The sequence below is a fragment of the Rhodococcus sp. H-CA8f genome (genome assembly GCF_002501585.1).
GTDB lineage: Bacteria > Actinomycetota > Actinomycetes > Mycobacteriales > Mycobacteriaceae > Rhodococcus_F > Rhodococcus_F erythropolis.
In genome coordinates this window covers 2159108-2177392 of the sequence record NZ_CP023720.1, presented here as the reverse complement: position 1 = coordinate 2177392, position 18285 = coordinate 2159108, and the positions used below count along the sequence as shown (strand labels likewise).

The window sequence follows — 18285 nt, the reverse complement described above, 5'->3', positions numbered from 1 at the left end:
TAGTTTTACCTGGTCGAGGCGAGTTGTCAACACCCAAATGTGACATACGTAACCGGGATAGCCTTGACCAGCAACTAGTCAGCCCACCTGTACGACCGTTCAACGATCACGACCAACCCGACAATCAGGAGCAGCAAATGTCGAAAGCGGAAGCAATCATCAAGGGCCTCGGCGGCGCAGGGAACATCGTCGAGATCGAGGCTTGCATCACCCGCCTGCGTACCGAGGTCAAGGACGGAGCGAAGGTGAACGAGTCCGCCCTCAAGGCTGCCGGCGCACACGGCGTACTCAAGGCCGGAACGGTTGTCCAGGTCATCGTCGGGCCCGAAGCCGACACCCTTGCCGAGGACATCGAGGACATCCTGTGACGGTCGTCCTCGCCCCGCTACCCGGCCGGGTCGTCGCACTCGCGGACGTCCCGGACCCGGTTTTCGCTCAGCAGATGGTCGGCTCGGGCGTCGCGATCGAACCCGCCCGCGGTCAAGGCCCGCTCACGGTCGTGGCGCCGATCAGCGGAAAGATCCTGAAACTTCACCCCCACGCGTTTGTGATCTTCGGCGAGAAGGCCACCGGCGTGCTGGTTCATATCGGCATCGACACGGTCAAGCTCGAAGGCGACGGATTCACGCTCATCGCCGCCGAGGGTGACACCGTCGATGCGGGTGATCCCATTGTCAGCTTCGATCCAGCGCACATCGACACGACCGGCTACTCGGCGATCTGCCCGGTTGTCGTGATGGATTCCAAACCGGACACCGTCGAATCCCCTTCCGTCGGTGGGGACGTCGCCACAGGCGACACCCTGTTCGACTGGTCGGCGTAACGCAAAGGGCGAGCACACCGGAAGGTGTGCTCGCCCTTTCGTTTCGAACGATGGCTATTGGTCTCCGCGCGTTTTGGGCCGCGCCTGGCCCTGCACTTCCATCTGCAACTGGTAGCGGTCGGATCGGTACCAACTGCGAGTGTGTTCGACCGGCGCTATCTCACTGAACGACACTCGATCGAAGTACAGAACCGGCGCGCCTTTACGAGTGCCGAGGAGAGTCGCGATCTCCGTACTGGCACCATCTGCACTGACAGTCTGCTCTGCCCGGTCGATCGGCTTGTCGTACTTGTCAGCGGTCGCCCGGTAGATCGAACCCGTCAAGTCCATGTCGAGTAGACCAGGCAACAGTTCCGGATTGAACCAGCCGTCGTCCACACTCACCGGCTCGCCGTCGGCGAGGCGCAAGCGCTTGACGTGATACCCCTCGGAACCCGGTCTCATATTCAGTGCGGCAGCAGTGCTTTCGGGGACCGGCCCCTGCTCACTGACCAGGACCACTGTGGTGGGGTGATGCCCCTGGGCCCTCATCTCCTCGGTGAACGACGCAAGGTGCAGCTTGGACTGGACAGCGCGGTGCGCGACAAAGGTGCCCTTGCCACGCACACGCACGAGGTGTCCGTCATTGACCAACTGGCCGATGGCCTCGCGAACAGTGATCCGACTGACGCCGTAGTCCTGCATCAGGTTTCGCTCGCTGGTCATCAAGTCGCCAGGCTGGAGTTCTTGGGTGCACTTGCGCAGGAGAATGGTGCGCAACTGCTCATGTTTGGGTATTGCGCTGTCGCGCAAATGAACGGGCATCACAGCGACTGTCCCTCCGAGAAATGAATAGTCGTCTATTCGCCGACGATAACGATCTGAAATCGCGGGCAGGTCCCGACCGGACCGGTCCAATTAACGATACTGGAATTCACGGTAGGAAACTAGCATCAGTCCGGAGTTGTCCGATTTCAACCGTCCAACCGTCGGTAGATGGACCGTATTTCGTCCAAGGCGACGTTCTGCTGAGCCATGTCCAATCCCAGTGCCGCCACCGCCTCACGCAGACGGCGGATATCCAGATCGTCTATCGCCGGTCGAAATTGCACCTTCGGTAGCGCGGGGAGGGCAGCAGCGATTCCGAACCAATTCTCGACGTCTACCGGAACAGTCGACTCGTCCTCCACTCCCCCGATCAACTGCTCCAGGTCGACCCCGCGAAGTCTCAGCAACCTCAGCGGATCGGTGTCGATCCGCTCGGCAGTCAAGAACGCCACGGCCGCAGCGTGTTTGCACGGCCAACCGTCATCGGGGCAGGTGCAGTCGAAACGGAAAGCCGACGGGCCGTCCGGTATCAGTTGGGCAGCAAGCATGTCCGGGACAGTGCCGGACACCAGCGCGGCAAGGCTTCCCGGCACTCGGCGGATCTTGGTGATGATGTCGTCGATATCCGATTGATCAAGAGTGTCGATCGACAGCGTGGAAACGAAAGGTTGAAGTTGGCTGCCCTGAACCTCGGCCGTCACCACTCCCGGTTCGATGTCGAGCGCCAAAACCTGACCCGAACGCGCATACGTTCGCCCGCGCGTGACACGAGGTTTGTCGCCGATCTCTTCGACGACGCGGACAAAAGCCTTGCCCCAGAACGTTCTCCCGAACGCTGGACGAGGCTTGACCGGCGCAGGTGCTCGCCGCCGGGGCCCGGTGTACTCGCTGAAATCGGGGCCTTTACCGCGCGGACTCATTCGCCCACCGCGTCGTCGCCGAGTCGCAACAACTCGTCCAATTGCTCGACGCTCATCTCCGTCACCCAGTTCTCACCGGTCCCGACTGCAAGTTCGGCGAGTTCACTTTTACTCGCGATCATCGTGTCGATTCGCTCTTCCAAAGTTCCGACACACACCATCTTGCGGACCTGCACGTTCTTTCTCTGACCGATGCGGAAGACACGGTCCGTCGCCTGGTTCTCAACCGCCGGGTTCCACCATCTGTCGAGGTGAACCACATGGTTGGCCGCTGTGAGATTCAGACCCGTGCCGCCGGCCTTGAGCGAGAGCACCATGATGGGCGGACCGTCTGCGCCTTGGAATGCCTCGACCATCGCGTCGCGTCCAGCTTTGGACACGCCGCCGTGGAGAAACGGAACCTCGGTGGTGAACCGGTCGGCCAGGTACGGCACCACTAATTCCCCGAACTCACGAAACTGTGTGAACAACAGAACCTTCTCGTCATCGGCCGTGACCGACTCGACGATATCTTCGACCAGGCCAAGTTTTCCCGAACGGTGTTGCCCGCGGCGCATCACCGGCGAACCGTCGCGCAGGAAGTGCGCCGGATGATTGCACACCTGTTTGAGTTTGGTCAGCGCAGACAGGACGGCGCCTTTGCGCTTCATCCCTTCCGTTCCCTTGATCTGCGCCATCATCTCGTCCACCACGGCGCGGTACAACGCCGCCTGTTCCTCACTGAGATTCGCTCGAACCGTCATCTCCAACTTCTCCGGGAGATCCGCGATCACGGAGGGATCGGTCTTGACCCGTCGCAGCACAAAGGGGGACGTGACGGCTCGCAGTCTCGAGACGGCAAGTTGATCTTTTTCCCGCTCGATCGGTACGACAAACCTTTTGCGGAACATCTGCTCCGAGCCGAGTACCCCGCGATTGGCAAAATCGAGGATTGACCGCAGCTCGTCCAGTCGGTTCTCCACCGGCGTTCCGGTCAGAGCAACGCGATGATCCGCGGGGATGCTGCGAGCAGCTCTCGCCTGAGATGTCTTGGCGTTCTTGATGTGTTGAGCCTCGTCGAGCACTACGCGCCGCCAGTCGAGATCCTTGAGGGCCGCGACGTCGCGGGTCATGAGCGCGTAGGTGGTGATCACCAGGTCACTCTCACGAACTGCCTGTTCCAACTCCGCCCCGGTAGCGCGATCCGAACCGTGATGAACGTAGACGCGCAAGCTCGGCACGAATCGCGCCGATTCACGCTGCCAGTTTCCCACAACCGACATCGGGCACACCAAAAGGGTTGCTGTCTTGGACTTCTCGTGCGCAAGTAACGCCAACAGTTGCAGCGTCTTACCCAGACCCATGTCGTCGGCCAGTACCGCGCCGAGCCCGAGAGCACTCATGTACGCCAACCAGTCGAGACCGCGTCGTTGATACGGACGCAAAGTCGCGTTGACCGTCGACGGTACCGCGACCTGCCGCGGAGCTACCGACTGGTCGAGCAGTGCAGAGGCCCATCCGGTTGCCTTCACTTCTTCGACCGGCAGGTCTTTGAGGTCGTCGGCGATCAAATCCTTGATCAGATCGACAATCGCTCGGTCCCCGCTCGAGTGCCGCTGACTGACAAAACGAGCCGCGCGGGCCAGGACGTCTTTGTCCGCCTGAACCCACTCGCCGCGCAACTGGACCAGATCGGACTTCGCATCGACCAGTCGGGTCATTTCCTCGGCGGTGAGCACCTTGTCTCCGAGCGCCAATTCCCAATCGTATTCCAGCAATTGGTCCATACCGACCGTACGATTCTCCGCAACGATCGGAGACGCCGCCGAGGTCACCCGCACACGCAGGGATGGAGACACCACGTTCCAGGCACGCGGAAGCAGCAGCGTGATCCCTCGCTCTCGCAGGACTATCGCGCCGTGTCCGACCAGGTCCATCACGACAGGAGTGGGCAGCAACAGGTCGAGACTGTCCTCGTCGCGCGGCACGTCGCGAAAACGTGGGTAAGCCTTGATCGCCTCTTCGAGTTTGCGGCTGCCGAGCTGGATACGTTTGGGATCTGCCCGGTGCAGTCGAACACGTTCGGGCGCTTCACCTTCGGGACGCAAACACACGTGCAGACGCCACAGCGCATCGTCGTCGGGATCGGAATTGTCGTCGAGTTCAGGCTCGATCAGCCGCAGAACCAGGTCCGGCTCTCCGGCGGTGAACGTCGACCCCCATTCGGCGAGTCCCTCGGCCGCTCGTACCGACACGTCGTCGAAAGCGTCCCCGGACAACACGGCCTGCCACAGCGGGGTCTGCACCACCGGATGCGAGTCACCGAGAACACGACGGACGATCGGGTCCGTGAGTTCGTTCGTGATGTCTTCGATCGTCGCCCTCGGCGAGCCGACTGACCGCTGCACCGGCGGCATGGCCACTACCAATTCGCCGATCCAGGCGCGCTGGCGTTCCCCCACCGACAACTGCCACCGCGGCCACCAACTACCCTCGGCTCGCGTCAGCGCCGGCACCACCCGGCCGGCGCGCACCCAACGGTCGATTCCTCGCGCCACGTGTACGAGAAAGTGCAGGTCTCCCGCAATTCGCTGATCGTCGGCCTTGAACCGCAGCAGGAGAGCGACTGCGTCCGGCGGCGCCAACGCAACAGCTGCGTACTCACTCTGCAAAGGCCCGCCAGGTACGGGCGGCATAGCGACATTCACACGATGACGGAACTTACGATGCAGGACAGCACTGACCGGATCTCGCGGATCGTCGGTTCCGGCACCGTCGTGCCCGTCGACCCACAGTTTGAGCCCCGATCCCGGTGACCAGAGTCCATGCAGCATCCGACCATCCAATCAGGTGCCACCGACACCGCTCTTCGACACCACCCTTCCGGACCGTCCTTCCGATCTGGCTGGGCAATAGGCTGGCAGTCATGACGACGGCATACGGCTTCACCGAGTACGGCGGACCCGACACACAGTCCTACTTCGACGTCACCCTGCCCCCACCGGGTGCCGGCCAACTGCTGGTGTCGGTCCGAGCGGCGGGCGTCAACCCAGCTGACTGGAAAGTTCGCGCGGGTACTCGAAAAGATACTGTCCCGGTGACGCTGCCTGCGGTTCTGGGCCGCGAAGTGTCCGGTGTTGTCATCGGAGTAGGTCCGCGGGTCACCGAGTTCGAGGTCGGCGACGAAGTGTTCGGCGCTACCGCTACCGGCTTCGGCGGCTACGCCGCGTCGACATTGCTCAACGTCTCCTCGGCAGCACACAAGCCGCCGACCGTGTCCTGGGCCGATGCCTCGGTGCTGACGGTTGCGGCGGGAACGGCTTACGACGCTCTCCACGGTCTGGATCTGAAACCCGGGGCAACACTCCTGCTCCTCGGTGCCGGCGGCGGCGTTGGTCGAAGCACGACCGCGATTGCGGTGTCTCGAGGCATCGACGTCATCGGCGTCGCGAGTGAGTCCAAGCGAACCGCGATCGAGGGAGCGGGAGCACGGTGGGTTGCGTCGGGAGACGCCTTCGCAGGCGAAGTGTCCGCGTTGTCCCCAGACGGAGTGGACGCGGTTTTCGACCTGGTCGGCGGGGACACTCTCACTCGCGGCGCTGAGCTCGCCCGACCGGACGCGCCGATCCTGAGCATCGCCGATCCTCTGGCGGCGAGCCGACTCGGCGGCGGCGGTGTCGAACGCCGAAGAACTACAGCAGTATTCACGGAGGTCGCGGCACTCGTGGCCGACGGGACCCTCGACCCGTCCGTGTCCGGCCGTTACCCATTCTCCCGCGCTGGGGAAGCGCTCGCTGCAGTCGAAGACGGCCATGCAGCCGGCAAAGTGGTGATCGAGTTCGGCTGATTTCTGTCGGCCCCCGATGGTTCAATCACGGTCTACGACGGGCGGCGTTGAATCACCGTCTACGACGGACGGGGGCACAGGTGGTTGCACGGTTATCTGCGATCCTGTCGACGCTCGCGCTCGTATGTCTCGTCGCGTCCTGCGGATGGTTCGGGGACGAGCGTCTCGATTCGGCCCCGGGCAGCCCGACACGATCGGAGCTCGAATCGCTGCTGTCCCGGACCGCGATTGTCGACAACCGACCACATCCGGGTGGATACGAGCGCGGCTGCGGTAACGGCGAGGCTTGCGTCTTCGGCCCCGCTTGGTCCGACGACCAGGACGCACCTGGTGGCCACGACGGGTGCGATACCCGCAACAACGTTCTGGCCCATGATCTCTCGGACGTGGTGTTCAAACCGGGAACACGTGACTGCGTCGTACTGTCGGGCGCGATGACCGACCCGTACTCCGGTGATCGCATCGAATTCGAACGCAGCCAGGCCAAGTCCGTCCAGATCGACCACGTCTTCCCACTCGCCGCGGCCTGGGACTTCGGCGCGAACTCCTGGACGCCCGCGCTTCGGATGAGGTTCGCGAACGACACGTCACTGAACCTGTTGGCCGTCAACGGCCCCGACAACCAGTCGAAAGGCGACAGCACGCCCAGTGAGTGGTTGCCGCCCAATCCTGCATACCGATGCTTTTACGCCGGCAAGTACTTGACCGTCGCGATTTCCTACGGCTTACCGGTCAGCCGGGCGGATCACTCGGCGTTGACAGAACTCGCCACTCGCTGTTGAGCTACCGGCCGTCCTTCACCACTCGACCGCTCTGAATGACGAGTGCGATGCGCTCACGATCGGCGAAGATGGACGGATCCGTCAACGGATTGCCGCGGAACGCAACGAGGTCGGCGAACTTGCCGACTTCGATGGTGCCGACCTCGTCGGCGATACCGAGAATGTCGGCGTTGATCCGGGTAGCGGAAACCAATGCGTCCATCGGGGTTTCGACCTTGGCGCGCAGGACTAGCTCCATTCCCCGGCCCGTTTGATCGGTACCGATGAGGTCCGATCCCAATCCCACTCTGACGCCGGCATTTCGAGCAGCAAGAAGCCCGTCGATCTGACCCTGCATCATCTGACCGATCCGAGCCGAAATCGATTCGGGTAGACCTGCTGACGCCGCGCTGTCCGAGAGTGCCTGCACCACAGCCAACGTCGGCACCAACGCGACGTCGTGCTCGGCCATCAACTTGGCAGTCTCGTCGTCGATACCTGAGCCGTGCTCGACGCATTTCGCGCCGGCAGTTACAGCGTTTCGGATTCCCTCGTTGTTGTGAGCATGCACCGTGACATAGGTACCGCGCGCATTGGCTTCCTCGACGGCAACTTCGATCTCGTCGACCGTGAACTGGGTATCGGTGAGCTTGTCATGAGTCGATACCACTCCCCCGGTAACACACAGTTTGAGGAAGTCCGCACCCCTGCGGAACGTCTCGCGAACGTTCTTTCGCATTTCGTGCGGACCGTCGGAAAGCAGAGACATACAACGTAATCCGGGGATGTCATGATCGGACCAGTCCGAAGTCGGCTCCCACTCGGCCGCCAGGTGTCCGTGTCCACCTGTCTGGCACTGGATCGGGCCGCACTGAATGATCCGCGGACCCGGAATCTTGCCCGAGGCGACAACTCCGGCGAGTCCACCGTCGATTCCGCCGCAGTCACGAACAGTGGTGAATCCTCCGTCGAGGGTCGATGCGCAGGTCGCGAACATGTCTGCAGCGAGCTCGGCTACCGAGATCTGACGCCGCAGACTCGGTGCGAGATCGCTCGATCCACCGAGATGAACGTGTGCGTCGATGAGGCCGGGCGTGATTGTCAGCCCGGTGCAGTCCAGCACCTCCGCCCCCGCGGGCGGCGTTCCACCGAGTGCACTGATGCGGCCATCTTCCACGGCAACAGCGCAGTTCTCGATCGGGTCGGCGCCCGTGCCGTCGATGATCGTTGCACCGGTCAGCCATACGACAGACATATTGAATGTTCCTCCGACGTGTACCGATCGCCGGAAGATTCCGCCGACATACCGAATAGGGTTCGGTTAGTATGATGCATACCGGCTCCCGAAATCAAGGAGTTCTCATCAATCGATCAAGTCCGAGATTGCCGACGAATCCCTCACCAGGAGAATCGATGCCGCGTCCCACTCAGCCGATACTGTCCACGCGAAACATCACCGACGCGGCTCTGGATGCTGTCGACGCAACCGGCGACTTCACCATGCCCGGGATCGCCAAGCAACTGAACGTGACTCCGTCTTCGCTCTACACACATATTTCGGGTCGATCCGAGATCGTCGAACTCATGCGCATCCGCGTGATGTCGTCGATCTCTGTCCCCCACCCACCCGCAGGATGGAGCGAACGGATCAGCGCGTGGGGGTGGGCATATCGCCGAGCTGCCGTCGAACATTGGCGCCTCATCCCGCTACTCATGACACGCAGCGTCCGCACCGAGGTGACTTTTGATATTGATACTGCACTCGTTCAAGCATTTTCGGACGGGGGTTTCGATTCGACCGATACGCGTCACGCAATTTCCACGCTGGACAGTCTGGTTCTCGGATCCGTCGTGAAACTCTCGACGCCGGATGTCGCGTGGACTCAATCCTCCAACGCGAGCGAGGTCACGCGTGAGGCCGCGAACCCACTGCGAACCGACGACACCTTCGACTTCGGCCTGCGAACGCTGATCGCTGGATGGATGGCCCAGTGCGTCGTCCGCCTGTATACCGAATCCCATTCGGATCTACCTGTCACTTCACGGTGAACGACCTCGTATGCCATCCAGTGGCTCCACCGGGAATCGGCGGAGTGCGCTCTTCCACCTGAACGCTCCCGTCCAAATCCGTCGCTCTGACCTGCACGGTGTGCAAACCTGAGCCTGCATCCCACATCCACGACCATTGACGCCAGGTGTCGATCGAGTACTCCTGCGCCAGTGTCGCCGGTTGCCATTCGCCGTTGTCGACGCGAACCTCGACCTTCTCGATCCCGCGATGCTGCGCCCAGGCCGTTCCCGCCACCAGCACCTGGCCCGGCTCGATCGGCGCCAAAGCTGCCGGCACCTCGATACGCGACGACGTCTTGATCGGTGCCTGCGCACCCCAACCGCGCTGGGTCCAATAGGCCTCAACCTTGTCGAAACGCGTCAGTTCCCACTCCGTCACCCACTTGGTGGCGGAGACGAAACCGTATAGGCCGGGAACTACTTGCCGAACGGGATAGCCGTGCTCGAACGGCAACGGCTCACCGTTCATCGCCACGGCGAGAATCGCGTCACGGCCGTCGGTGACTATCTCGACCGGGGTGCCGACTGTGAAGCCGTCGACGCTGGTCGACAGGAGCATGTCGGCGTCGGGATGGACACCGACTTCGTCGAGCAGGTCCTTCATGGGATAACCGATCCACTTCGCGTTCCCGGCCAGAACGCCGCCCACCTCGTTGGAAACACACGTCAGCGTGATGACCCGTTCGATGGGCGTTCGCGCCACCAGATCGTCGAACGACAACGTCATCTCGCGGTCCACCATTCCGTGAATCCGCAGTTCCCACGAATCCGTCGTCAATTGCGGAACGAGGAGTGCAGTGTCGATTCGATAGAAGTCGTCGTTGGGCGTGATGTACGTCGACGCACCCGCAATCGCGATGTCCGCACCCGCCGGAATCGGCGGCGCCGGGTCAGCGGCAGTGGGTACGACAAAGTCTTCACGATTCGCTACTGCTCCGGCGATTCTCTGCCCCACGAACTTCCCGGCGGCACCCGCTGCCGCAGCCACTGCCAACGCCGCACCTGCCAGCAGAAGAAACTGACGACGAGGCAACCACGAGTCGGCGACGCCAGGCGAGAGCGGCACCTCGAGTTGCGTGATCAGCAACCGCAAGGTTGCGACGCCCGCCACCACACCGACCAGCGTCGGGAACACGTACATCGCATCGGCAGTCGGGCGCTGCATCGCCGCATACACACCAACCGCGCCCAGAAGAACGAGGATGACACTGCCGATCGGGCGGCGTCGCCGTTCCAACAGCCCGGCTACCGCACCGAGCAGAACGATCAATATCGACATTCCGATGAACAGCGCCGGCTTGTCGTTGGTGCCGAAGGTGTCGATCGCGAACTCGCGAGCCCACGCCGGGGTTCGGTCGACGGTGGTCGCGCCAACTGCGTAGAAGGGCGACGCGTCCGGGTTGATCGGCAGCGCCACCAGTTCACCGACGCCCAGGACGACAGCCGCGGCCAACACTCCGGAGATCGCGTGAGCAGCCCATCTACGACGCGGTGGACGAGATTCGGTGCTCGGGTGCTCGTCGATGTTCTGTGTGACCATGTCGTCTCGGCTCTGTCGGTGCGAGTGGTGCTTCGATCGGATACCCGACATTCGGCGCTGCGGGACATCCGGATGGGTGCACTCCTCCATCAAGAACTACGCCGAACTCGCGATTAGAGTGGGAACGATGACCGTCGACCTCAACAAGGACACGCTCCTGTGCATGTCGCTCTCCGGGCGACCGAGCAACATCGGCACCAGGTTTCACAATTACCTCTACGAGGAATTGGGCCTGAACTTCGTCTACAAAGCCTTCACCACCGAAGACGTACCCGCCGCGATCGCCGGCATACGAGCACTCGGGATTCGAGGCTGCGGGGTGTCGATGCCGTTCAAGGAACAGGTCATCGAGCACATCGACGTCATGCACGATTCGGCCAGCGCCATCGACTCCGTGAACACGATCGTCAACGAGTCCGGAGTGCTGCACGCCTACAACACCGACTATCAGGCGGTGGCCGATCTACTGCGTGACAACGACGTCGACACGAGCCTGTCCGTCGCTGTCGCCGGCAGCGGTGGCATGGCAAAAGCAGTCGTCGCTGCGGTGCGCGACACCGGATTCACCGACGTCACCGTGATCGCCCGCAACCAGCAAGTGGGGTCGTCGCTCGCGAAGCAGTACGGCTTCGACTGGCAGGCCGAACTCGGTGAGCTTCGTCCCCGTGTACTGATCAACGCCACTCCGATCGGTATGTCCGGCGGCGCAGAGGCAGATGCATTGTCGTTCCCCGAACTAGCAGTGCGCGCCGCCGATGTCGTCTTCGACGTCGTCGCGATGCCTGCGAACACGCCACTGATCGCGTTGGCGACCGAACTCGGCAAGACGGCGATCACGGGAGCGTCGGTCATTGCCCTTCAGGCCGCCGAGCAGTTCGTGCTCTACACCGGCGTGCGTCCGAGCGCGGAGCAGATCCAGCGAGCGTCGGAATACTCACGGGCGTAGGAACCACGTCGCCGTGAACGAGACCGGGGAGACTCCACCTCAACAACTCGCGCGGAACTTCAACGAGTTGTTGCAAGAACTGCGCGTCGCGCTCTCTGGTGTGCAGATCCTGTTTGCCTTCTTGCTGGCTGTGGCATTCACCGAACGCTACGAGGAAGCGTCGGCGTACATCCGCGGCATCCACTTGGTGACGGTGATACTTGTTGCCATCTCGTTCGGGTTCCTGATGGCACCCGCGGTCTGGCATCGCATGCTCTTCCGCCGTGGGCACCGCGAGAACATATTGCCCGTCGCCAACCGATTCGCCCTGTGCGGCATAGCCTTTCTCGCCGCCTCCATGACCGGCACGGTCCTGTTGATCGCCGAGGTCGCCGTCGGCGGAGTTGCTGCGAAGGTCTTGGCAGCGTGCGCCGCGATCATGTTCACGGCACTGTGGTTTCTCGTGCCGTCATTCATCGATCGCACCAAGAGCTGACTCAGGCTCCGGTGTCGACGGCGCGAGTGCTGTCGTTCGACCACTGTGACCACGAGCCCGGGAACAGCGTCGCGTCGTAACCGGCGATCGCGAGTGCCGCAATCTCATGCGCTGCAGTTACTCCGGATCCGCAGTACACCGCGACACTGTCTCCGGCGCCCAGTCCGGCGAACCGCTCACGCAGGCGGGTCGCGTCCAGGAACCGACCGTCGCCGGTGATGTTCTCCGCGGTCGGCGCGCTCACCGCACCGGGGATGTGCCCTGCGACGGGATCCATCGGCTCGACCTCGCCGCGGTACCGCTCCCCCGCTCGGGCGTCGAGAAGCACGCCGCCCGCACGCGTCCAGTCGCCGACGCCGTCAATGTCGACAGTCGGCATGTTGCCGCCGGTGAAAGTCACATTGCCCGGAGTGACCGACTCACCGATACCGGCCGCCAACGGCAGTCCCGCGGACTCCCAGGCCTGTAGCCCGCCGTCGAGCAGTCGGACATCCGAGAGCCCGGCCCACCGCAGCAGCCACCAACCACGGGCAGCGGCCGTGTTGCCGGTGGCGTCGTAAAGCACCACCGAATCACCGTCGTCGATTCCCCAACGACGCGCAGCGTCCTGCAGGTCTTCGAGACTCGGCAGCGGATGCCTTCCCGTGCCCGGCGACGACGGCGAGGCAAGTTCCTCGTCGAGGTTCACGAATACCGCGCCGGGAATATGGCCGTCGCGAAAATGCTGCTCGCCGTTCGAATCACCCAGCGCCCATCGGACATCGAGCAATCGCGGCGCAGCGCCGGCCTCGATGAGAGCGGACAGTTCTTCGACGTCGATCAGCACGGGAAGTGTCATGAACCCATCCTGACACGACCACTCATGCAACCCCGAAGAAGGCACCGAGACCCACCAACAACACTCCCGTCACCACGTCGATTCGCTTGCCGACGCCAGGACGACGCAGCTTCTTGCCGGCTCCGGCCGCCAACACCACCACGATCGCCCACCACAGTGCCGCGGCGACCACCGTCGCGCCCGCCAACATCAACGTGCGCAGCCCTGCGCCTTCACCCGGCTCGATGAATTGCGGGAGTAGCCCGAGAAAGAACAACAGCGCCTTCGGGTTCAGCAGGTTCGAGAGGAAGCCGTAGCGAAATGCCGTGGTGACCGCGATCGGTTCTTTCGCTGCCGGAATTCCCTCGTCCGAGGCTCGGGCTTTGAAAGCACTTCGAATCGCGGAGATGCCGAGCCAGGTCAGATATGCCGCCCCGGCGTATGTGAGCGCAGAGAGCAACTGTGGCCGTGTCGCCACAAGTGCGGAGAGACCAAGTGACGCGGCAGCGGTGTGAACGAAGAGCCCGGAAATCACACCGGCGGCCACCACCGCGCCGGTCCGACGATCTGCCAGAGAATGACGCAGGATCAGGACAAAATCCGGTCCCGGCGTGAACAGGACGATGGATAGCAGGGAGCCGAAAGCGAGCCATTGACCGACACTCATCCGAAATACCTCACACCCGAGCTGATTCGAGACACATGTTCATGCCAGGAGTGTGCAACTGGATCCGGGAAGTTCAAAACGACTCCGGATATAGTTCGGCAGATGACGAAGAATGAGCCTCTGGATCCGGTGGACTGGAAGATTTTGGCCGAATTGCAGAACGACGCGTCGATCACCAACAAGGTGTTGGCCGATCGAGTCGGCTTGGCGACTTCCTCGTGCCACGAGCGCGTACGACGCCTACGTGCCAACGGAACGATCAGCGGTATCCACGCGGTTGTCGATCCGGCAGCCGTTGGCCGGTCGATGCAGGCGATCATCGCCGTTCAACTGCGACCACACCGCCGCGACCTCGTCGACCGGTTCACCGCCGACGCCCTAGCACTGCCGGAAACGCTTGCGCTCTTCAACGTCTCGGGGCCTGAGGATTTCTTCCTCCACGTCGCGGTCCGTGACAGTGCTCATCTACAGCGAGTATTGATCGACCACCTCGCCGCACATCCCGAGGTCTGGCACGCCCAAACGCACCTCATCTACGGCAAAGCGGTCACCTCACCCATCCGACCGGACAGGTAAATCGGGTCTGGGGCGGGTCGGGCAGAATCACTGACCATGTCGGACTCCACAGATACCACCGAACCGGAAGCCGTTCGCAGCAACTCGCAACCGATGAGCGCAGGCATCGTCACGGCCCTCGTCGGCTTCACCAGTTCGTTCGCGGTGGTGCTCACCGGCCTCGCGGCTGTCGGTGCGGACGCGACCGAGGCGGCGTCCGGACTGCTGGTTCTGTGTGTGACCCAAGCGTTGGGAATGCTCTGGCTCTCACGCCGGTATCGGATGCCGATCACCCTGGCCTGGTCGACGCCCGGTGCCGCTCTGCTCGCCGGCGCCGGAGCGGTCGAGGGTGGGTGGCCGGCCGCGGTCGGAGCATTCATCGTCGTCGGAATCGCGATCGTGCTGACCGGACTGTGGCCGACGCTCGGAAGGATCATCTCGGCAATCCCGACGCCCCTCGCGCAAGCGATGCTCGCCGGGGTTCTGATGCCGTTGTGCCTGGCGCCGATCATCGCCGTCCGGGACGCACCGGCAGCGGTCGCGCCCGTCATCCTGGTTTGGCTTGCCGCGCAGCGCTTCTCCAAGCGATGGGCGGTTCCGCTCGCGTTTCTCACAGCAGCGGTCGTGATCGGGATCAGCCTCGTCACGTCGGATCGAGTACTCGACGCCGGCGCCATGATTCCCCGCATCGATCTCACCGCGCCGTCGTGGACCTGGCAGGCAATGATCGGCATTGCGATTCCCCTCTACATCGTCACGATGGCTTCGCAGAACATTCCCGGTGTGGCCGTGATGAATTCGTTCGGCTACACCGTTCCCTGGCGGCCGTCGATGATCGTGACGGGTATCGGCACCATCGTCGGCGCACCGGCCGGTGGCCATGCGATCAACCTCGCGGCGATCAGCGCGGCCCTGGCCGCCGCCCCCACCGCACATCCGGATCCCAAACGTCGATGGATCGCTGCCTTCACCGCAGGCTGGGCGTATCTCGTTCTCGCTGCCGGCGCGGCCGCGGTGGCCGCTCTGGTAGCCGCCGCACCGGCCGGAGTCGTGGAAACTGTTGCCGGACTGGCGCTCCTGGCAACGCTTGCCGGCGCCCTCACGTCGGCGCTGAGCGAGGCGAGTGAACGTGAAGGCGCCGTGGTCACGTTTCTGATCGCCGCATCCGGGGTCAGTATCCTGGGAATCGGTTCGGCATTCTGGGCACTGTTGGTGGGGCTGATCGTGCGTGCAGTCCTACAGGGCACCACCCTGCCCTCACTCTCGCGAAAGTCCTCACTACAGTCGAAGCCGTGAGCACAGCGCAGACGCCCCCGTCGATCAGCGAGTTTCCCGTTCTCTGGCCCGTCCCGACGCGGTGGGACGACAACGATCACTACGGCCACGTCAACAACGTGACCTACTACTCGTACTTCGACACCGCGGTCAACGCCTGGCTGATGTCTTCCACTGGAACCGACATCCGCAATCTGCCTGCCATCGGCGTCGTCGCCGAGACGTCGTGCCGGTACCTGAGCGAACTGTCGTTCCCCGAGCAGTTGCAGGTGGGTATCTCCGTCGAGAAGCTGGGCACCAAGAGCATCGTCTACGCCCTGGCGATATTCCACGAGGTCGAAAACGGCCATTGGGAACCTGCCGCGACTGGTCGCTTCGTGCACGTCTACGTCGATGCCGACACCCGTAAGCCGGTGGAGATCCCGGCTGCGATCAGATCAGCAGCCGGGACCTTGACCGAAAACTAGCTCAGGCCGAGCTGATCTGCCGTCAAGACGGCGCGTGCAACGATTCCGTCGATCAGCGCGACCGTCGGGCCGCCGTGCTCGGCTTTGTTCCGCGGATCGTCGAGAATGCGTCGCAGCACGCCCTCGGCGATGATCGAGAGCTTCCACAGAGCGAGTACGTGCCAATATCCGACCGCTGACACGTCGCGGCCAGTCGCCTCGACGTAGGCAGCGACCAGCTCGTCGCGGTTCGGGAAGCCTTCCAGCGTGGACGCCATGAACGGACCGGCAACTTTGTCACCGGCTTCCGGCCAGTACGCGAGTAGCGCACCGAGATCCGCGAGCGGCTCCCCCAACGTGCACAGCTCCCAGTCGACGACGGCAACGATGCGCCCCTCGACCGGGTCGGTGATGACGTTGTTGAGGTGGAAGTCGCCGTGAACCAAGGTCACTTCGTTCTGTTCCGGAATGTTTCGGTGCAGAATCTCGGCCAACCTGTCGACGTCAGGAACATCGCGGGTCTTCGACTTCTCCCACTGCGCCGACCACCGTTTGAGCTGACGCTCGGCAAAGGGCTTGCGGCTGGCCAGATCGTCGAGGCCGGTCTCTTCCAGGTCAACCCCGTGGATGCTTGCGAGGGTTTTCGGCATCGCCAATCCAACCGCGCGACGCTCGTCCTCGGTCAACTTCTGAGCCACTGGAACGCCGTCGATCACAACGCCGTCGATGTAGCTCATGAGGACCAGCGGAGCGTCCGTGATCTCCGGATCTTCCGTGATGCCGAGGATCTTCGGAACCGGCACTTTGGTTCCCTGGAGCGAGGACAGGATGCGGTGCTCGCGAACGACGTCGTGCGCGGACGCCAACAACGTGCCGAGTGGAGGTCTGCGCAGTACCCACCGTCCTCCGCCCGCATCCGTCACGGAGTAGGTCAGGTTCGATTGCCCGTTACCGATCCTCTCGAAAGTCAGTGGTGTCGTGGCGCCGACCCCCAGTTCGGCGATCCACGCGGAAACAGCTTCTTCGTTCAAACCGACTGCAGTCACCGCACCGATGCTAGCGGTTGAATTCCGATCGGTTGGCCGTACCGACACGTTTGTTACTCGCCAGTTCGCAGTTCAGGTCTTGATACGGCAGTGAAAATACTTGCGGATTTCCCAATCAGGGGGATCCTGATGGTAGAGCGACAACTGCATACAACACATCGGGATTGTGCGGCGTACTCACGAGGCGCGCCGGGCATGAGCAGAAACCGAGGTGAGCGAAGATGATCGACAACCTCGATTATCCGGTCCAACTCATCCAACCGAACGGCGCACGAGTGTGCCGTCCCGAATTCGACCGTCTGATAACAGACATCGGGCCTGACGAACTGCTGTCGTTGTATCGCGATCTCGTCGTGAGTCGCCGAATCGACACCGAAGCTGTTGCCCTGCAGCGTCAAGGCGAAATAGGTTTGTGGGCTCCGATGCTGGGCCAAGAAGCCGCCCAGGTCGGTTCCGCGAGAGCGCTCGCCCCAGACGACTTCGCGTTCACCAGCTACCGCGAACATGCCGTCGCGTACTGCCGGGGAGTTCCCCCCGAATTGCTGACCACCATGTGGCGAGGAATCTCCCATTCCGGTTGGGTTCCAGAACAATTCAACGTCACCAATCCGGCGATCGTCGTCGGCTCCCAAGGGCTGCACGCCACCGGATACGCACTCGGCGCACACCTGGACGGCGCCGAGATCGCAACGATCGCGTACTTCGGCGACGGCGCCACAAGTCAGGGCGACATCGCCGAGGCGATGGGATTTGCCGCCAGTTTCCGTGTCGGCGTTGTCTTCTTCTGCCAGAACAACCAGTGGGCCATCAGTGAACCGGTATCCCTCCAGTCACGCACGCCCATCTCACATCGGGCGATCGGTTACGGCATCCCCGCGATCCGCGTCGACGGCAACGACGTCCTCGCCGTTCTCGCAGTCACGCGCTCGGCGCTCAATCGCGCACGCGAAGGCAGCGGCCCGACGTTCATCGAGGCGATCACCTGCCGAATGGGCCCGCACACGACGTCCGACGATCCGAGCAGGTACCGCGCCGATACCGACATGTCGGAGTGGAGAAGCCGCGATCCGCTCGAGCGAATGCGTCTGTTCCTCGGCCGTCGCGATCTTCTCGGAGAAAACGAACTCAGCACCATCGCGGCGGCGGCCGACGACGTCGCAGCTGGACTGCGACGCGCAACCATCGCGCTCGCCGATCCACCCCCGTCAGCGCTCTTCGATCACGTCTACGCCGAGGCACACCCACTGATCGACGTTGAACGCGAAGAGCACCGCGCGTATCTCCGCAGCATGGAAGGGGCTTCGTCGTGAC

19 protein-coding genes are annotated in these 18285 nt (G+C 62.9%); 11 read left to right on the top strand and 8 right to left on the bottom strand.

Going from position 1 to position 18285, the window contains the following annotated elements:
* Positions 1 to 137 precede the first annotated feature (137 nt).
* Positions 138 to 368, top strand: a complete 231-nt coding sequence (locus tag CPI83_RS10380; protein WP_097387181.1) for a PTS glucose/sucrose transporter subunit IIB — start codon at positions 138 to 140, stop codon at positions 366 to 368.
* Positions 365 to 823, top strand: a complete 459-nt coding sequence (locus CPI83_RS10375) for a glucose PTS transporter subunit IIA (protein ID WP_019749215.1) — start codon at positions 365 to 367, stop codon at positions 821 to 823. Before CPI83_RS10380 ends, CPI83_RS10375 begins: the two co-directional genes overlap by 4 nt.
* 54 nt (positions 824 to 877) lie before the next feature.
* On the opposite strand, the gene CPI83_RS10370 is transcribed toward CPI83_RS10375, so the two are convergent.
* The 3 genes from CPI83_RS10370 to CPI83_RS10360 all read right to left on the bottom strand — a co-directional run bounded on the left by CPI83_RS10370 (position 878) and on the right by CPI83_RS10360 (position 5363).
* The gene (locus CPI83_RS10370) at positions 878 to 1627 is read right to left on the bottom strand and encodes a GntR family transcriptional regulator (RefSeq protein ID WP_019749216.1); all 750 of its coding nucleotides are present in this window, start codon (positions 1625 to 1627) and stop codon (positions 878 to 880) included.
* A gap of 149 nt (positions 1628 to 1776) precedes the next feature.
* Positions 1777 to 2550, bottom strand: a complete 774-nt coding sequence (locus CPI83_RS10365) for an SWIM zinc finger family protein (protein WP_029255725.1) — start codon at positions 2548 to 2550, stop codon at positions 1777 to 1779.
* Positions 2547 to 5363 carry a DEAD/DEAH box helicase gene (locus CPI83_RS10360; protein ID WP_047889200.1) on the bottom strand — a complete coding sequence of 939 codons (2817 nt, stop codon included), beginning with the start codon at positions 5361 to 5363 and terminating at the stop codon, positions 2547 to 2549. Before CPI83_RS10360 ends, CPI83_RS10365 begins: the two co-directional genes overlap by 4 nt.
* Before the next feature lie 92 nt (positions 5364 to 5455).
* Here CPI83_RS10360 and CPI83_RS10355 point away from each other — a divergent pair, with 92 nt between their 5' ends.
* Both CPI83_RS10355 and CPI83_RS10350 read left to right on the top strand, forming a co-directional pair.
* Positions 5456 to 6376 (top strand): NADP-dependent oxidoreductase, encoded by a 921-nt coding sequence (locus tag CPI83_RS10355; RefSeq protein ID WP_097387180.1) that lies wholly within the window; start codon positions 5456 to 5458, stop codon positions 6374 to 6376.
* Between the two features lie 80 nt (positions 6377 to 6456).
* Complete coding sequence (locus CPI83_RS10350; RefSeq protein ID WP_097387179.1) at positions 6457 to 7158, top strand: HNH endonuclease family protein; 702 nt, start codon at positions 6457 to 6459, stop codon at positions 7156 to 7158.
* A 1-nt stretch (position 7159) separates the two neighbouring features.
* Here CPI83_RS10350 and CPI83_RS10345 read toward each other — a convergent pair whose 3' ends face one another.
* Positions 7160 to 8392, bottom strand: a complete 1233-nt coding sequence (locus tag CPI83_RS10345) for an amidohydrolase family protein (RefSeq protein ID WP_021334169.1) — start codon at positions 8390 to 8392, stop codon at positions 7160 to 7162.
* 158 nt (positions 8393 to 8550) lie between these two features.
* Between CPI83_RS10345 and CPI83_RS10340 the strand changes: the two genes are divergently transcribed.
* The gene (locus CPI83_RS10340) at positions 8551 to 9186 is read left to right on the top strand and encodes a TetR/AcrR family transcriptional regulator C-terminal domain-containing protein (protein WP_097387178.1); all 636 of its coding nucleotides are present in this window, start codon (positions 8551 to 8553) and stop codon (positions 9184 to 9186) included.
* Here CPI83_RS10340 and CPI83_RS10335 read toward each other — a convergent pair.
* A complete protein-coding gene (locus CPI83_RS10335) occupies positions 9173 to 10747 on the bottom strand; it encodes a molybdopterin-dependent oxidoreductase (protein WP_097387177.1) in 1575 nt (524 codons plus the stop codon). The two genes, CPI83_RS10340 and CPI83_RS10335, sit on opposite strands and share 14 nt — an antisense overlap.
* 127 nt (positions 10748 to 10874) lie before the next feature.
* Here CPI83_RS10335 and CPI83_RS10330 point away from each other — a divergent pair, with 127 nt between their 5' ends.
* Positions 10875 to 11693 carry a shikimate 5-dehydrogenase gene (locus CPI83_RS10330; protein WP_097388170.1) on the top strand — a complete coding sequence of 273 codons (819 nt, stop codon included), beginning with the start codon at positions 10875 to 10877 and terminating at the stop codon, positions 11691 to 11693.
* Between the two features lie 13 nt (positions 11694 to 11706).
* Positions 11707 to 12168 carry a DUF6328 family protein gene (locus CPI83_RS10325; RefSeq protein ID WP_003941357.1) on the top strand — a complete coding sequence of 154 codons (462 nt, stop codon included), beginning with the start codon at positions 11707 to 11709 and terminating at the stop codon, positions 12166 to 12168.
* A gap of 1 nt (position 12169) precedes the next feature.
* Here the strand turns inward: CPI83_RS10325 and CPI83_RS10320 are convergent, their stop codons facing one another.
* Both CPI83_RS10320 and CPI83_RS10315 read right to left on the bottom strand, forming a co-directional pair.
* Complete coding sequence (locus CPI83_RS10320) at positions 12170 to 13006, bottom strand: sulfurtransferase (RefSeq protein WP_097387176.1); 837 nt, start codon at positions 13004 to 13006, stop codon at positions 12170 to 12172.
* A 22-nt stretch (positions 13007 to 13028) separates the two neighbouring features.
* Entirely contained in the window at positions 13029 to 13652 is a 624-nt protein-coding gene (locus CPI83_RS10315; protein ID WP_003941342.1) for a LysE family translocator, read from the bottom strand.
* Between the two features lie 102 nt (positions 13653 to 13754).
* Here CPI83_RS10315 and CPI83_RS10310 point away from each other — a divergent pair, with 102 nt between their 5' ends.
* The 3 genes from CPI83_RS10310 to CPI83_RS10300 are packed head-to-tail and all read left to right on the top strand — an operon-like array spanning position 13755 to position 15949.
* Entirely contained in the window at positions 13755 to 14228 is a 474-nt protein-coding gene (locus CPI83_RS10310) for an Lrp/AsnC family transcriptional regulator (protein ID WP_003941284.1), read from the top strand.
* 36 nt (positions 14229 to 14264) lie between these two features.
* Entirely contained in the window at positions 14265 to 15503 is a 1239-nt protein-coding gene (locus CPI83_RS10305; RefSeq protein WP_003941402.1) for a benzoate/H(+) symporter BenE family transporter, read from the top strand.
* Positions 15500 to 15949: a thioesterase family protein gene (locus CPI83_RS10300; protein ID WP_019749226.1), complete on the top strand. Its 450-nt coding sequence runs from the start codon at positions 15500 to 15502 to the stop codon at positions 15947 to 15949. Before CPI83_RS10305 ends, CPI83_RS10300 begins: the two co-directional genes overlap by 4 nt.
* Here CPI83_RS10300 and CPI83_RS10295 read toward each other — a convergent pair.
* On the bottom strand, positions 15946 to 16974 hold the full coding sequence (locus tag CPI83_RS10295; protein ID WP_020908344.1) for a phosphotransferase family protein: 1029 nt from the start codon (positions 16972 to 16974) through the stop codon (positions 15946 to 15948). The two genes, CPI83_RS10300 and CPI83_RS10295, sit on opposite strands and share 4 nt — an antisense overlap.
* A 221-nt stretch (positions 16975 to 17195) precedes the next feature.
* On the opposite strand from CPI83_RS10295, the gene pdhA reads away from it, so the two are divergent.
* Positions 17196 to 18284 carry a pyruvate dehydrogenase (acetyl-transferring) E1 component subunit alpha gene (pdhA, locus tag CPI83_RS10290; protein WP_019749228.1) on the top strand — a complete coding sequence of 363 codons (1089 nt, stop codon included), beginning with the start codon at positions 17196 to 17198 and terminating at the stop codon, positions 18282 to 18284.
* Position 18285 lies beyond the last annotated feature (1 nt).

Excerpts from the sequence above, each read along its gene's own strand:
- CPI83_RS10315 (WP_003941342.1), bottom strand. The coding sequence starts at position 13,652 with ATGAGTGTCGGTCAATGGCTCGCTTTCGGCTCCCTGCTATCCATCGTC.
- CPI83_RS10340 (WP_097387178.1), top strand. The coding sequence starts at position 8,551 with ATGCCGCGTCCCACTCAGCCGATACTGTCCACGCGAAACATCACCGAC.
- CPI83_RS10380 (WP_097387181.1), top strand. The coding sequence starts at position 138 with ATGTCGAAAGCGGAAGCAATCATCAAGGGCCTCGGCGGCGCAGGGAAC.
- CPI83_RS10365 (WP_029255725.1), bottom strand. The coding sequence starts at position 2,550 with ATGAGTCCGCGCGGTAAAGGCCCCGATTTCAGCGAGTACACCGGGCCC.
- CPI83_RS10370 (WP_019749216.1), bottom strand. The coding sequence starts at position 1,627 with ATGCCCGTTCATTTGCGCGACAGCGCAATACCCAAACATGAGCAGTTG.
- CPI83_RS10355 (WP_097387180.1), top strand. The coding sequence starts at position 5,456 with ATGACGACGGCATACGGCTTCACCGAGTACGGCGGACCCGACACACAG.
- CPI83_RS10345 (WP_021334169.1), bottom strand. The coding sequence starts at position 8,392 with ATGTCTGTCGTATGGCTGACCGGTGCAACGATCATCGACGGCACGGGC.
- CPI83_RS10320 (WP_097387176.1), bottom strand. The coding sequence starts at position 13,006 with ATGACACTTCCCGTGCTGATCGACGTCGAAGAACTGTCCGCTCTCATC.
- CPI83_RS10305 (WP_003941402.1), top strand. The coding sequence starts at position 14,265 with ATGTCGGACTCCACAGATACCACCGAACCGGAAGCCGTTCGCAGCAAC.
- CPI83_RS10310 (WP_003941284.1), top strand. The coding sequence starts at position 13,755 with ATGACGAAGAATGAGCCTCTGGATCCGGTGGACTGGAAGATTTTGGCC.
- CPI83_RS10330 (WP_097388170.1), top strand. The coding sequence starts at position 10,875 with ATGACCGTCGACCTCAACAAGGACACGCTCCTGTGCATGTCGCTCTCC.
- CPI83_RS10335 (WP_097387177.1), bottom strand. The coding sequence starts at position 10,747 with ATGGTCACACAGAACATCGACGAGCACCCGAGCACCGAATCTCGTCCA.
- pdhA (WP_019749228.1), top strand. The coding sequence starts at position 17,196 with ATGATCGACAACCTCGATTATCCGGTCCAACTCATCCAACCGAACGGC.
- CPI83_RS10360 (WP_047889200.1), bottom strand. The coding sequence starts at position 5,363 with ATGCTGCATGGACTCTGGTCACCGGGATCGGGGCTCAAACTGTGGGTC.